The following is a 14,696-nucleotide window of genomic DNA, read 5'->3' as shown; positions in this document are numbered from 1 at the left end:
ACTTCAGATGATGCGTTTTCGCTGCCTTCTGCTTATCGGCTGTCTGTGCCTTCCCTTGATAGGCGGGGCGGCACCGACGCCCCATGTGCCCACAGCCCCCTTGAGCCACGAGCAGCGTCAATGGCTTGAACAACACCCGGAGTTGCGGGTGGGGCTGGTACTGCAGGCACCGTTCGCCCAATACGACCGGCGTCTGCAGCGCCTGTCCGGGGCTAACGTCGAACTGATGCAGACCTTGGCCCAGGCGCTGAAGATTGAACTCAGCTGGCGCAACTTTCCCGATCAGGCACAGCTGGAAAGAGCCCTGCGCGACGGCGAAGTGGACATGGCCCCCGGCCTGACCCAGACGCCCGCGGGCCTGAGGCTGTGGCTGTTCAGCGACCCATATATGCGTGTGCCACAGCTGGTGGTGGGTGAGCGCAAGGGCGCGGGGGCCGTGGAACTGGAGAAGCTCGACAGCCAGGCCCGAGTCGCGGTGCGCATGCCCAGCGCGGTGGCCGATTACCTGCGCCTGACCTACCCCAACCTGAATCTGCAAGGGGTTCCCCTGGAGCGCCAGGCCCTGCAACTGCTGCTGAGCCAGCAAGCCCGTTATGCGGTTGTGGATGAAGCCCAGCTCAGTCGCCTGTCGGCGGAGGCAGAGTTTTCCGGGTTGGCGGTGGTGGGGGATATCGGCCTGCCGCAGCTGTTACGGGTAGCAACCCGTCGCGACTGGCCGGAGCTGGCCAGTATCGTAGAGGCTGGCTTGCACGCGATCCCGGCCAAGGAGCTGGAGCAATTGCACAGTCGTTGGCTGCAGCCCAAGTACCCGCGCCTGGGAGAATCCCCCGGCGTCTGGCAGAACCTCAGCCTACTGTTGATGATCCTGTTGCTGGCCAGCTTGGCGACTGTCTTCTGGCAGCGTCGTCAGCAACGCAGTCTGGAGCAGAGGTTGCTGGCGGCACGTGAGGATATCGCCCTGCGCGCCGCCAGCGAAGAAGCCCTGCGCCTGACCCAGTTTTCCATTGATCAAAGCACTGTGGGCATTCTCTGGGTCAACTGGGACAGTCATGTGCGTTATGCCAATCGGGCCGCTGAAGAGATGCTCGGTTATCCGGCGGGCGGAGTGATCGACCGCCCGCTGATCGATTTCGAACCCAACCTGCACATGGATCGCTGGCTCAACCTGTGGAAGCGTGCCCGGGCCAGTGAGGAGGGCGCGCAGAGTTTCGAGACCCAGTGCGTGCGTGCTGACGGCAGTATCCTGCCGGCGGACGTGTCCTTGAGCTTCCTGCGTTTTCGCGACAGTGAATACCTGGTGGTCTACCTCAATGACGTCACCGAGCGTCGTCGTGCGCTGGCGGCGCTGCGGGAAAGCGAGGCGCGCCTGCAGGGTATCGCCGCCAACGTCCCGGGCCTGGTGTTCCGCCTGGAGCGAGCGCCGGTCACCGGGCAGATCGATTTCGCCTATATCAGTGAAGGCAGTGAAACCCTGGTGGGCTACTCGCCGGCGACACTGGCCCACCGGGACACCGGCCTGCGCAGCCTGGTGCACCCGGACGACAAGGCCAGTTATCACCAGACCCAGGATCAGGCCCTGGACACCGATAGCGACTGGTCCTGGCAAGGTCGCATCCTGACCCGCCAGGGCCAGCAGCGCTGGGCCGAGATCAAGGCCATCACCCGCCGCCTGGATGACGGCGCTTTTGTCTGGGACGGCATTGTCTGGGACATCAGCGAAAGCAAGCGCATCGAGCTGGAGCTGGCCAGCTCCCGTGAGCAATTGCGGGAATTGTCGGCGCACCTGGAAAGCGTGCGCGAAGAAGAAAAGGCCCGCATTGCCCGGGAAGTCCATGACGAGCTGGGGCAGATGCTCACCGTGCTCAAGCTGGAAACCTCCATGTGCGAACTGGCCTATGCCCAACTCGACCCGGGCTTGCACGAACGACTCAACAGCATGAAGCGCCTGATTGCCCAACTGTTCCAACTGGTGCGCGACGTGGCCACGGCCCTGCGGCCGCCGATCCTCGATGCGGGCATCGCGTCGGCCATCGAATGGCAGGCCCGACGGTTCGAAGCACGCACACAGATCCCTTGCCTGGTTCAAGTGCCGGATAACCTGCCGCGCCTGAGTGACGCCAAGGCCGTCGGCCTGTTTCGTATCCTCCAGGAGGCCCTGACCAATGTCATGCGCCATGCCCAGGCGCATACTGTGGAACTGACCCTGGCCCTGGAAGAGGGCGAGTTGTGCATGACCATCAGCGATGACGGCCTTGGTTTCGACACCGCCTCGGCACGCCCGACGTCCTTTGGCCTGGTGGGCATGCGCGAGCGGGTGCTGATCATGGGCGGCAGCCTGTCGCTGCACAGTGAACAGGGAGAGGGCACCCTCCTGAGTGTCCGGGTGCCCCTGGACCGAGAACAATAACGAGGAGACGCGCGTGATCCGTGTACTGGTAGCCGAAGACCACACCATTGTCCGCGAAGGCATCAAGCAGCTGATCGGTCTGGCCAAGGACCTGCTGGTGGTGGGCGAGGCGAGCAACGGTGAACAGCTGTTGGAAACCCTGCGCCAAGTGCCCTGTGAAGTGGTGCTGCTGGATATCTCCATGCCCGGGGTAAACGGCCTGGAAGCCATTCCACGGATTCGGGCCCTGAACAATCCCCCGGCGATCCTGGTGCTGTCGATGCATGACGAGGCGCAGATGGCGGCGCGTGCGCTGAAGATCGGCGCTGCCGGCTACGCCACCAAGGACAGCGATCCTTCACTGTTGCTGACGGCAATCCGCAAGGTGGCGTCCGGTGGGCGTTACATCGACCCGGACCTGGCGGACCGTATGGTCTTCGAGGTCGGCCTGACCGATGCCCGGCCCTTGCATTCGCTGCTTTCCGAGCGCGAGTTCTCGGTCTTCGAACGCCTGGCCCAGGGTGCCAACGTCAATGACATTGCTCAGCAACTGGCCCTGAGCAGCAAGACCATCAGCACCCACAAGGCGCGGCTGATGCAGAAGCTCAATATCACCTCCCTGGCGGAACTGGTGAAATACGCCATGGAGCACAAGCTGCTCTGACGTCATCTGCAGTGCTCTCTCCACCTCCCGGGGAGGGCACTTATCCATTTACGACATCCCCGCTTTCGGCCTTCTGCCGTTTCTTGCTGCTTGTAGCTTGCCGCTGGCCTCTGCCCTTATCCAATCCCGCCATCCTTGTAGGGCAATCCCTACACGCAACCTTCCAGGCGGCTGAGGCGAATCTCTCCTGCGCCCCGATTTGCGCGGCCTGCGGCCTCCACTAGGCTTGTTCCACAGCCGTCTAAAACAAAAGGTGTGGGTATGAGCGAGGTTGATTCAAGCGCTGGGGCCAACGATGTTCTGGTCAGCTTTCGTGGTGTGCAGAAAAGCTACGACGGTGAAAACCTGATCGTCAAAGACCTCAACCTGGATATTCGCAAAGGCGAGTTCCTCACCCTGCTGGGGCCGTCCGGGTCCGGCAAGACCACCAGCCTGATGATGCTGGCCGGTTTCGAGACCCCAACCGCCGGCGAGATCCAGCTGGCCGGGCGCTCCATCAACAATGTACCGCCGCACAAGCGCGACATCGGCATGGTGTTCCAGAACTACGCCTTGTTTCCGCACATGACCGTGGCCGAGAACCTGGGCTTTCCGCTGTCGGTGCGCGGCCTCAGCAAGACCGACATCAGTGAACGGGTCAAACGGGTGCTGAGCATGGTTCAGCTCGATGCCTTCGCCCAGCGTTATCCGGCGCAATTGTCCGGTGGCCAGCAGCAGCGTGTGGCCCTGGCCCGTGCCCTGGTGTTCGAGCCGCAGTTGGTGCTGATGGACGAACCCCTCGGGGCTCTGGACAAGCAACTGCGTGAGCACATGCAGATGGAAATCAAGCATCTGCACCAGCGCCTGGGTGTGACCGTGGTCTACGTGACTCACGACCAGGGCGAGGCCCTGACCATGTCCGATCGGGTGGCGGTGTTCCATCAGGGCGAAATCCAGCAGATTGCCCCGCCGCGCACTCTTTACGAAGAGCCCAAGAACACCTTCGTCGCCAACTTCATTGGCGAGAACAACCGTCTCAACGGTCGGCTCCACAGCCATACCGGCGAGCGTTGCGTGGTGGAGCTGGGGCGTGGCGAAAAAGTCGAGGCGCTGGCGGTGAACGTCGGCCAGGTCGGCGGCCCGGTGACCCTTTCCATCCGTCCGGAGCGCGTGAGCCTTAACGGCTCCAGCGAACGCTGCGTCAACCGCTTCTCCGGGAGGGTGGCGGAATTCATCTATCTGGGCGACCACGTCCGGGTGCGCCTGGAAGTCTGCGGCAAGAGCGACTTCTTCGTGAAACAACCGATTGCCGAGCTCGATCCTGCGCTGGCGGTGGGCGACGTGGTGCCGCTTGGCTGGCAAGTCGAGCACGTTCGCGCGCTTGACCCGCTTCTAGAGGCGAATTGATCGCCCCCTGCAACACCAACCTGCACGTGGAGAACACAATAATGTTGAGATCCCTGAAATTCACCGCCCCCCTCAGCGCTATCGCTGTGGCACTGGGCATGCTGGGTGCGGCACACGCCATGGCGGCGGGTCCCGACCTGACCGTGGTGTCCTTTGGTGGGGCGAACAAGGCGGCTCAGGTCAAAGCCTTCTACGCGCCTTGGGAAGCCGCAGGCCATGGCAAGATCGTTGCTGGCGAGTACAACGGCGAGATGGCCAAGATCAAGGCCATGGTCGATACCAAGAGCGTGTCCTGGGATCTGGTAGAGGTCGAGTCTCCTGAACTGTCCCGCGGTTGCGACGAGGACATGTTCGAGCAACTGGACCCGGCCCTGTTCGGCAAGAGCGAAGACTACGTCAAGGGTGCCATCCAGCCTTGCGGCGTGGGCTTCTTCGTCTGGTCCACGGTGCTGGCCTACAACGCCGACAAGCTGAAAGCGGCCCCCGCCAGTTGGGCCGACTTCTGGGACACCAAGCAGTTCCCGGGCAAGCGCGGTCTGCGCAAGGGCGCCAAGTACACCCTGGAGTTCGCCCTGATGGCCGACGGCGTCGCGCCCAAGGATGTCTATAAAGTCCTGGCTGGCAAGGACGGCCAGGATCGCGCCTTCAAGAAACTCGATGAGCTCAAGCCCTACATTCAGTGGTGGGAAGCCGGCGCCCAGCCGCCGCAGTACTTGGCTTCCGGCGACGTGGTCATGAGCTCGGCCTACAACGGCCGGATCGCCGCAGTGCAAAAGGAAAGCAACCTGAAAGTGGTGTGGAACGGCGGCATCTACGACTTCGATGCCTGGGCCATTCCCAAAGGCCTGGACAAGGATCGCGCTGAAGCCGCGAAGAAGTTCATTGCCTACTCGGTACAGCCGCAGCAGCAGAAAACCTATTCGGAAAACATTGCTTACGGCCCAGCCAACATCCAGGCCGTGCCGCTGCTGGCCAAGGACATTCTCAAGGACATGCCCACTACCCCGGAAAACATCGCCAACCAGGTGCAGATCGACGTCAGCTTCTGGGCTGACAACGGTGAGCAACTGGAGCAGCGCTTCAACGCCTGGGCAGCCAAGTAACCACCCCGCTGTTGTAGGAGCGAGCTTGCTCGCGAGGGCGTGATCGGCACCACCACCGGTGTCGCCTGATGCGCCTTGTTCGCGGGCAAGCCCGCTCCTACCCCGGTGGTTTGTATTCGAAAGTTCGATTCGCGGAGTTTGTCATGACCATCACCGTTCCCTTGAACGCGGTCACCGGCCCGACCTTGAAGCAGCGGCTGGCCCGTGCCGAGCGGGTCAACCGCTGGAAGGCACAGGCCTTGATCGCGCCTCTGGTGCTGTTTCTGCTGCTGGTGTTCCTGGTACCGATTGTGGCGCTGCTGTACAAGAGCGTCGGCAACCCGGAAGTGGTCGGGGGCATGCCGCGCACTGTCGCGGCCGTGAGTGCCTGGGATGGTCGTGGCCTGCCCGCCGAAGCGGCCTACAAGGCCTTGAGCGAAGACCTGTTCGAAGCCCGCAAGAATCAAACCTTGGGCGATCTGTCCAAGCGCCTGAACATGGAGTTGGCCGGCTATCGCAGCCTGTTGACCAAGACCGCCCGTGCCTTGCCGTTCAAGGCCGAGCCCGAATCCTATAAAGAAGCCATGGAGAGTCTGGACGAGCGTTGGGGCGACCCGGCCTACTGGCAGGCGATCCGGCGCAACACCAGCAGCCTGACGCCCTATTATCTGCTGGCGGCGGTGGACCATCGCATCGATGACCTGGGAGAACTGGCCCCGGCCACCCCGGATCAGTCCATCTACCTGGACATCTTCGCCCGGACCTTCTGGATGGGCCTGGTGATCACCGCGATCTGCCTGGCGCTGGCCTATCCCCTGGCTTACCTGCTGGCCAACCTGCCGGCGCGCAAAAGCAATCTGCTGATGATCCTGGTGCTGCTGCCGTTCTGGACGTCGATCCTGGTGCGGGTAGCGGCGTGGATCGTGCTGCTGCAGTCCGGCGGCTTGATCAACAGTGCGCTGCTGGCCATGGGGGTGATCGATAAGCCGCTGGAGTTGGTGTTCAACCGCACCGGGGTCTACATCTCCATGGTGCATATCCTGCTGCCGTTCATGATCCTGCCGATCTACAGCGTGATGAAGGGCATCTCGCCCACTTACATGCGTGCAGCGATTTCCCTGGGCTGCCATCCATTCGCCAGCTTCTGGCGGGTGTATTTGCCGCAGACCTACGCCGGGGTCGGCGCCGGCTGTCTGCTGGTGTTCATCCTGGCCATCGGCTACTACATCACTCCGGCGCTGCTGGGCAGCCCGAACGACCAGATGGTCAGCTACTTCGTCGCCTTCTACACCAACACCAGTATCAACTGGGGCATGGCTACGGCCCTGGGCGGCCTGTTGTTGCTGGCGACCATCGTGCTCTATCTGATTTACAGCTGGCTGGTGGGCGCCAGTCGCCTGCGCCTGAGCTAAGGAGAGAATCGAAATGCTGAGCCCCTACATGTCGCCCGTTGAACGGGTCTGGTTCTACAGCTTGCGGATTCTCTGCGGCCTGATCCTGTTGTTCCTGGTATTGCCGGTGCTGGTGATCATCCCGCTGTCGTTCAACTCCGGGAGCTTTCTGGTGTATCCGCTGCAGGGCTTCTCGCTGCACTGGTACCAGGACTTCTTCGCTTCCGCCGAATGGATGCGAGCCCTGAAGAACAGCATCATTGTCGCCCCGGCCGCCACCTTGCTGGCGATGGTCTTCGGCACCCTGGCGGCGATCGGCCTGACCCGTGGCGACTTCCCCGGCAAGGCGCTGGTGATGGCCCTGGTGATTTCGCCGATGGTGGTGCCGGTGGTGATCATCGGCGTTGCCAGCTATCTGTTCTTTGCCCCGCTGGGCATGGGCAACAGTTTCTTCTCGCTGATCGTCGTGCATGCGGTGCTGGGGGTGCCCTTCGTGATCATCACCGTGTCGGCGACCCTGCAAGGCTTCAACCACAACCTGGTGCGGGCTGCAGCCAGCCTCGGCGCCTCGCCATTGACCACCTTTCGCCGGGTGACCTTGCCCCTGATCGCGCCTGGGGTCATCAGTGGTGCGCTGTTCGCCTTCGCCACTTCGTTCGACGAAGTGGTGGTGACCCTGTTCCTGGCCGGCCCCGAGCAAGCGACGTTGCCACGGCAGATGTTCAGCGGTATCCGCGAAAACCTCAGCCCGACCATCGCCGCCGCCGCCACGCTGCTGATCGCCTTCTCGGTGATTCTGCTGCTGACTCTGGAATGGCTGCGTGGGCGCAGTGAGAAGTTGCGCACCGCCCAGGTGTGAGGTCCTTGGCCTTCCTGACGGGTGTTGCCAGGCGCGGCACCGGTCAGGGAGAGAAGGGAATTCGTCTGCTGAATAGGCGACAATCGACAATCCGCGACTACGCTTGTGCCGGCTCCTACCTTTATATAAGAGGCTGCGCACATGAGTATTTCCTCTTTCAAGATCGCCCACAAACTGCTCACCGGCAGCACCGCCATCGAACAGTTGGCCGCCGAGCTGACCCGACTGGATGTGGATAACCCGCTGATTGTCACCGATGCTGCGTTGCTCAAGTCGGGCACGGTGGAACTGGCGCTGGCACACCTGGGTGAGCGCAGTTATGAGATTTTCGACCGGGTGCAGCCGGACCCAGAGATCGCCATTGTCGAAGACTGCATGCAGGTCTACCGCGAGGGCGGGCATGACGGCCTGATCGGCCTTGGGGGCGGTAGCGCCATCGATATCGCCAAGAGTGTCGCGGCTTATGCGGGCTACCATGGCGCCCTGGAGGATCTGTTCGGCGTTGATCAGGTCCCGCGCAAAGGACCACCGTTGATCGCCATTCCCACCACGGCCGGCACTGGCTCGGAAGTGACCAACGTGGCCATCCTGTCGGACAAGGCGGCGCTGTTGAAGAAAGGCATTGTCAGTGATTACCTGCTGCCGGACGTGGCCCTGGTCAGTCCACAGATGACCTTGACCTGTCCCCGCAGCGTCACGGCCGCCAGTGGTGTCGATGCCCTGGTTCACGCTGTCGAGTCCTACCTGTCCCTCAACGCCTCATCCATCACCGACTCCCTGGCCATTGGTGCGATCAAACTGATCGTCAAGGCGTTGCCCAAGGCTTATGCCAATCCGGCCAACCTGCAAGCCAGGGAGGACATGGCCACCGCCAGCCTGATGGCCGGCATGGCCTTCGGTAATGCCGGGGTCGGGGCGGTGCATGCCCTGGCCTATCCGCTGGGTGGACGTTTTCATGTGTCCCATGGCGTCGGCAATGCCTTGCTGCTGCCCTATGTCATGACCTGGAACAAGATGGCCTGCGTTGAGCGTATGCAGGATATCGCCGAAGCCATGGGGGTCCAGACGGCGCATTTGAGTGCCAGCGAGGCCGCTGATCGGGCCGTGGAGGCAATGACTGCGTTGTGCGCTGCGGTGGAAATCCCCAGCGGCTTGCGCAGCTTTGGCGTGCCGGAGGAGGCCATCCCCGCCATGGCGTTGGAGGCCGCGGGTATTGAGCGCCTGATGCGCAATAATCCGCGCAAACTGAGTCCTGCCGATATCGAGAAGATCTATCGCGCGGCTTACTGAAGATCGCGGTTACGGTGTGCGCTCCAAAGCATGAGGTATACAATGCGCGCCATCGTGATTCTGCTCAAAAAAGGTGCGTCATGCAGCCCTTCGCTATTGCTCCGTCGATTCTCTCTGCCGACTTCGCCCGTCTGGGTGAGGAAGTGGACAATGTCCTGGCCGCTGGTGCCGACATCGTCCACTTCGATGTCATGGACAACCACTATGTGCCGAACCTGACCATCGGCCCGATGGTCTGTTCTGCACTGCGCAAGTATGGGATCACCGCGCCGATCGATGCGCACCTGATGGTGACCCCGGTGGATCGCATCATCGGTGACTTCATCGAGGCAGGCGCGACCTACATCACCTTTCACCCCGAAGCCACGCTGCATGTGGACCGTTCCCTGCAAATGATCCGCGAGGGCGGCTGCAAGGCCGGCCTGGTGTTCAATCCGGCGACCCCGCTGGACGTGCTCAAGTATGTGATGGACAAGGTCGACATGGTCCTGCTGATGAGCGTCAACCCGGGCTTTGGCGGGCAGAAGTTCATTCCTGGGACCCTCGACAAGCTGCGCGAGGCACGGGCCCTGATCGACGCTTCCGGTCGCGATATCCGCCTGGAGATCGACGGTGGGGTGAACGTCGGCAACATCCGTGAGATCGCCGCCGCAGGCGCTGACACCTTTGTTGCCGGTTCGGCCATCTTCAATGCGCCGAACTATCAGGAAGTCATTGAGAAGATGCGCGCCGAACTGGCGCTGGCTCGGCCATGAGCGCATTTGAGCAGCTGTTCTCGGGGCGTTTGCCGCGACTGGTGATGTTCGACCTGGATGGCACCCTGGTCGATTCGGTGCCGGACCTCGCGGCCGCCGTGGATCAAATGCTGCTCAAGCTGGGGCGCAAGCCCGCGGGTATCGAGGCGGTGCGCGAGTGGGTCGGCAACGGTGCGCCGATGCTGGTGCGCCGGGCCCTGGCCAACAGCCTGGATGCCCAGGGTGTCGACGATGTCGAGGCGGAGCACGCTCTTGAGTTGTTCAACAGCGCGTACGAGGACAGCCACGAGCTGACTGTGGTCTATCCCGGTGTGCGCGAAACCCTCAAGTGGCTGCACAAGCAGGGCGTGGAAATGGCCCTGATCACCAACAAGCCCGAGCGTTTCGTCGCGCCATTGCTGGATCAGATGAAGATCGGCCGGTATTTCCGCTGGATCATCGGCGGCGACACCCTGCCGCAAAAAAAACCCGACCCGGCGGCACTGTTCTTCGTGATGAAGATGGCCAGTGTACCGGCGTCGCAGTCGCTGTTCGTCGGCGACTCGCGCAGCGATGTGCTGGCGGCCAAGGCGGCGGGGGTCAAGTGCGTGGCGCTGAGCTACGGCTATAACCACGGCCGGCCGATTGCCGAGGAGTCGCCGGCGCTGGTGATCGACAACTTGCGGGCGCTGATCCCCGGTTGCTTAGAACCAGCCGCTGAGATAACGTTGCCCGACGCTGTTCCATCCCCTTCTGGAAATTCCATCGTGGTGGTCACTCGCAAACTCTGGATGAAAGTCATCAAGGCCTTGGCCCGTTGGCGTTGGCGCGCCTGATTTTTGTCTGGCCGGCCCTGCCGGCACGTTTGCATACCTGACTGTTAGACCCTCAAGCCACGAGGCACCCCATGATTCGCGAAGAATTCCTGCGTTTGGCCGCAGCCGGTTACAACCGTATCCCGCTGGCCTGCGAAACCCTTGCCGACTTCGACACGCCGCTGTCGATCTACCTGAAACTGGCCGATCAGCCCAACTCCTACTTGCTGGAGTCGGTGCAGGGCGGTGAAAAGTGGGGGCGCTATTCGATCATCGGCTTGCCGTGCCGCACCGTATTGCGCGTGCATGGGCACCAGGTCAGCGTGAGCCATGACGGTGTCGAGATCGAGAGCCATGAAGTGGCTGATCCGCTGGCTTTCGTCGAGGAATTCAAAGCCCGTTACAACGTGCCGACCATCGCCGGCCTGCCGCGCTTCAACGGTGGCCTGGTGGGGTATTTCGGTTATGACTGCGTGCGTTATGTCGAGCCGCGCCTGGGCCAGTGCCCGAATCCAGACCCGATCGGCGTGCCGGATATCCTGCTGATGGTCTCCGATGCGGTGGTGGTGTTCGACAACCTGGCGGGCAAGATGCACGCCATCGTGCTGGCCGACCCCAGCCAGGACAACGCCTTCGAGGCCGGGCAAGCGCGCTTGCAGGAGTTGCTTGCGCAACTGCGCCAGCCGATCACGCCGCGTCCCGGGCTGGATTTCAGCAAGCAGCAGGCGGCCGATCCGGTATTCCGCTCCAGCTTCACCCAGGCGGACTACGAGCGAGCCGTGGACACCATCAAGGAGTACATCCTGGCCGGTGACTGCATGCAGGTGGTGCCGTCCCAGCGCATGTCGATTGACTTCAAGGCTGCGCCCATCGATCTGTACCGGGCGCTGCGCTGCTTCAACCCGACGCCCTATATGTACTTCTTCAACTTCGGCGACTTTCATGTAGTGGGCAGTTCGCCGGAAGTGCTGGTGCGGGTCGAGGACAACCTGATTACCGTGCGGCCGATTGCCGGCACCCGTCCGCGGGGCGCTACCGAGGAAGCCGACCTGGCCCTGGAACAGGACCTGCTGTCGGATGCCAAGGAAATCGCCGAGCACCTGATGCTGATCGATCTGGGGCGCAACGACACCGGTCGCGTATCCGAAATTGGCTCGGTGAAGCTCACCGAGAAGATGGTGATCGAGCGTTATTCCAATGTGATGCACATCGTCTCCAACGTCACCGGTCAACTGAAAGCCGGGCTGACGGCGATGGACGCCCTGCGGGCGATCCTGCCGGCGGGGACGTTGTCCGGGGCGCCGAAGATTCGCGCCATGGAAATCATCGACGAGCTGGAGCCGGTCAAGCGTGGGGTCTACGGCGGCGCTGTGGGTTACTTCGCCTGGAACGGCAACATGGATACCGCCATTGCCATTCGCACGGCGGTGATCAAGAACGGTGAGCTGCATGTACAGGCCGGTGGCGGGATTGTCGCCGACTCAGTGCCGACCCTGGAGTGGGAAGAGACGCTGAACAAGCGTCGCGCAATGTTCCGTGCCGTGGCGCTGGCAGAACAAACCCCCGCATCCAAGGTTTGAGGAGTTTCCATAATGTTGCTGATGATCGATAACTACGACTCCTTCACCTACAACGTCGTCCAGTATCTGGGCGAGTTGGGTGCCGAAGTGAAAGTGGTACGCAATGACGAGCTGACCGTGGCTGAAATCGAAGCCCTCAAGCCCGAGCGTATCGTGGTCTCGCCTGGCCCTTGCACGCCGACCGAGGCCGGTGTCTCCATCGAGGCGATCAAGCATTTCGCCGGCAAGCTGCCGATTCTGGGCGTGTGCCTGGGCCACCAGTCCATCGGCCAGGCTTTTGGCGGCCAAGTGGTGCGAGCCCGGCAAGTGATGCACGGCAAGACCAGCCCGGTGTTTCACCGTGACCTGGGGGTGTTCAACGGTTTGAACATGCCGCTGACCGTGACCCGTTACCACTCGCTGGTGGTCAAGCATGAGAGCCTGCCCGAGTGCCTCGAAGTCACGGCTTGGACCCAGTTGGAAGACGGCTCCGTCGACGAAATCATGGGGCTGCGCCACAAGACGCTGAATATCGAAGGGGTGCAATTTCACCCCGAGTCTATCCTCACCGAGCAGGGCCACGAGCTGTTCGCCAACTTCCTCAAACAGAGCGGCGGCACGCGCTAAGGACTTTTCATGGATATCAAGACTGCCCTGAGCCGTATTGTCGGCCATCTGGACCTGAGCACCGATGAGATGCGCGATGTCATGCGCGAGATCATGACTGGCCAATGCACCGATGCGCAGATTGGCGCCTTCATGATGGCCATGCGCATGAAAAGCGAAAGCATCGACGAGATCGTCGGCGCGGTATCGGTGATGCGTGAACTGGCTGACACGGTCGAACTGAAAACCCTCGACGGTGTGGTGGATGTAGTCGGCACCGGCGGTGACGGTGCGAACATTTTCAACGTTTCCACAGCGTCTTCCTTTGTTGTTGCCGCCGCCGGCTGCACCGTCGCCAAGCATGGTAACCGTGCGGTATCCGGCAAGAGCGGCAGCGCCGATCTGTTGGAGGCGGCCGGGATCTACCTGAACCTGACGCCAGTCCAGGTCGCGCGCTGCATCGACAACGTCGGCATCGGCTTCATGTTTGCCCAGTCTCATCACGGCGCCATGAAGTATGCCGCCGGCCCGCGCCGAGACCTCGGCCTGCGCACCCTGTTCAACATGCTTGGCCCGCTTACGAATCCGGCCGGCGTGAAACATCAGGTGGTGGGAGTATTCACTCAGGCCTTGTGCCGGCCATTGGCCGAGGTTTTGCAACGTCTGGGCAGCAAACATGTGCTGGTGGTGCATTCCCAGGATGGCCTGGACGAGTTCAGCCTGGCGGCGCCGACCTATGTTGCCGAGCTGAAGAATGACCAGATCACCGAGTACTGGGTACAGCCCGAGGACTTGGGCATGAAGAGCCAGAGTCTGTTTGGCTTGGTGGTGGAGAGCCCGGCGGCGTCCCTTGAGCTGATCCGCGATGCCCTGGGACGACGCAAGACCGAGCACGGCCAGAAGGCCGCCGAGATGATTGTGCTCAATGCCGGTGCGGCGCTGTATGCCGCGGATCATGCCAGCAGCTTGAGAGAGGGCGTGGCCCTGGCGCACGATGCCTTGCACACCGGCTTGGCCCGGGAAAAGCTCGAGGAGCTGGGCGCCTTTACCGCGGTGTTCAAGCAGGAGAATGAAGGATGAGTGTGCCGACAGTTCTGGAAAAAATCCTCGCCCGCAAGGTTGAGGAAGTTGCCGAGCGCAGCGCTCGCGTCAGTCTGGCCGAGCTGGAGAGCCTGGCGCGGGCAGCCGATGCGCCGCGGGGTTTCGCCAGGGCGCTGCAGGAGCAGGTCAAGCTCAAGCAGCCGGCGGTGATTGCCGAGATCAAGAAAGCTTCGCCGAGCAAAGGCGTGATCCGCGAGAATTTCGTGCCGGCAGAGATCGCCAAGAGCTACGAGAAGGGCGGTGCCACTTGCCTGTCGGTGTTGACTGACGTCGATTACTTCCAGGGGGCCGATGCCTACCTGCAGCAGGCCCGCGCGGCCTGCAAACTGCCGGTGATCCGCAAGGATTTCATGATCGATCCCTACCAGATCGTCGAAGCCCGTGCCCTCGGTGCCGACTGTGTGCTGCTGATTGTCGCTGCGCTGGACGACCAGCGGATGGCCGAGTTGGCCACGGTGGCCAAGGGCGTCGGTCTGGATGTGCTGGTGGAAGTGCACGACGGCGACGAGTTGGAGCGGGCGCTGAAGACCCTCGACACACCGTTGGTCGGGATCAACAACCGCAATCTGCATACCTTCGAAGTCGACCTGGAAACCACTCTCGACCTGCTGCCGCGGATTCCTCGCGATCGCCTGGTGATTACCGAGAGCGGCATTCTCAACCGTGCCGATGTCGAGCTGATGGAAATCAGTGATGTCTATTCGTTCCTGGTGGGCGAGGCATTCATGCGCGCCGAGAGCCCGGGCAGCGAGTTGCAACGCTTGTTCTTCCCTGAGCGCGGCGTGCCGGTCAGCGGTTCGACCCTGGACTGAACCTGAAACAA

Annotated in this window: 13 protein-coding genes; all 13 read left to right on the top strand. The window is 62.2% G+C overall.

Annotated elements, in window-relative coordinates; genetic code table 11:
• Positions 1 to 7 precede the first annotated feature (7 nt).
• The 13 genes from Q8O96_RS14915 (at position 8) to trpC (ending at position 14,685) form a co-directional block, all read left to right on the top strand.
• Positions 8 to 2,407, top strand: coding sequence for a PAS domain S-box protein (locus tag Q8O96_RS14915; RefSeq protein WP_102861914.1), 2,400 nt, complete (start codon positions 8 to 10; stop codon positions 2,405 to 2,407).
• A 13-nt stretch (positions 2,408 to 2,420) separates the two neighbouring features.
• Complete coding sequence (locus Q8O96_RS14910; RefSeq protein ID WP_102861913.1) at positions 2,421 to 3,050, top strand: response regulator transcription factor; 630 nt, start codon at positions 2,421 to 2,423, stop codon at positions 3,048 to 3,050.
• Between the two features lie 261 nt (positions 3,051 to 3,311).
• The gene (locus Q8O96_RS14905; RefSeq protein ID WP_102861912.1) at positions 3,312 to 4,436 is read left to right on the top strand and encodes an ABC transporter ATP-binding protein; all 1,125 of its coding nucleotides are present in this window, start codon (positions 3,312 to 3,314) and stop codon (positions 4,434 to 4,436) included.
• 41 nt (positions 4,437 to 4,477) lie between these two features.
• On the top strand, positions 4,478 to 5,539 hold the full coding sequence (locus tag Q8O96_RS14900; protein ID WP_102861911.1) for an ABC transporter substrate-binding protein: 1,062 nt from the start codon (positions 4,478 to 4,480) through the stop codon (positions 5,537 to 5,539).
• 143 nt (positions 5,540 to 5,682) lie between these two features.
• On the top strand, positions 5,683 to 6,930 hold the full coding sequence (locus Q8O96_RS14895) for an ABC transporter permease (RefSeq protein ID WP_102861910.1): 1,248 nt from the start codon (positions 5,683 to 5,685) through the stop codon (positions 6,928 to 6,930).
• A gap of 13 nt (positions 6,931 to 6,943) precedes the next feature.
• Positions 6,944 to 7,768, top strand: a complete 825-nt coding sequence (locus tag Q8O96_RS14890) for an ABC transporter permease (protein WP_102861909.1) — start codon at positions 6,944 to 6,946, stop codon at positions 7,766 to 7,768.
• A gap of 141 nt (positions 7,769 to 7,909) precedes the next feature.
• Entirely contained in the window at positions 7,910 to 9,058 is a 1,149-nt protein-coding gene (locus Q8O96_RS14885) for an iron-containing alcohol dehydrogenase (RefSeq protein WP_102861908.1), read from the top strand.
• 80 nt (positions 9,059 to 9,138) lie between these two features.
• Complete coding sequence (gene rpe, locus Q8O96_RS14880; protein WP_102861907.1) at positions 9,139 to 9,813, top strand: ribulose-phosphate 3-epimerase; 675 nt, start codon at positions 9,139 to 9,141, stop codon at positions 9,811 to 9,813.
• Complete coding sequence (locus tag Q8O96_RS14875; protein ID WP_102861906.1) at positions 9,810 to 10,628, top strand: phosphoglycolate phosphatase; 819 nt, start codon at positions 9,810 to 9,812, stop codon at positions 10,626 to 10,628. Before rpe ends, Q8O96_RS14875 begins: the two co-directional genes overlap by 4 nt.
• Positions 10,629 to 10,699: 71 nt before the next feature.
• Complete coding sequence (trpE, locus tag Q8O96_RS14870; RefSeq protein ID WP_110653351.1) at positions 10,700 to 12,187, top strand: anthranilate synthase component I; 1,488 nt, start codon at positions 10,700 to 10,702, stop codon at positions 12,185 to 12,187.
• A 12-nt stretch (positions 12,188 to 12,199) separates the two neighbouring features.
• Positions 12,200 to 12,793 (top strand): aminodeoxychorismate/anthranilate synthase component II, encoded by a 594-nt coding sequence (locus Q8O96_RS14865; protein WP_102881031.1) that lies wholly within the window; start codon positions 12,200 to 12,202, stop codon positions 12,791 to 12,793.
• Between the two features lie 9 nt (positions 12,794 to 12,802).
• Positions 12,803 to 13,852 carry an anthranilate phosphoribosyltransferase gene (gene trpD / locus Q8O96_RS14860; RefSeq protein ID WP_102881030.1) on the top strand — a complete coding sequence of 350 codons (1,050 nt, stop codon included), beginning with the start codon at positions 12,803 to 12,805 and terminating at the stop codon, positions 13,850 to 13,852.
• Positions 13,849 to 14,685: an indole-3-glycerol phosphate synthase TrpC gene (trpC, locus tag Q8O96_RS14855; RefSeq protein WP_102861902.1), complete on the top strand. Its 837-nt coding sequence runs from the start codon at positions 13,849 to 13,851 to the stop codon at positions 14,683 to 14,685. The genes trpD and trpC overlap by 4 nt, the downstream gene beginning before the upstream one ends.
• Positions 14,686 to 14,696: the final 11 nt, after the last annotated feature.

It is taken from the genome of Pseudomonas sp. LPH60, assembly GCF_030718165.1.
Taxonomy (GTDB): domain Bacteria; phylum Pseudomonadota; class Gammaproteobacteria; order Pseudomonadales; family Pseudomonadaceae; genus Aquipseudomonas; species Aquipseudomonas danubii.
Note: the sequence above shows the minus strand (reverse complement) of the source record. Positions and strands in the feature narration are given on the sequence as shown.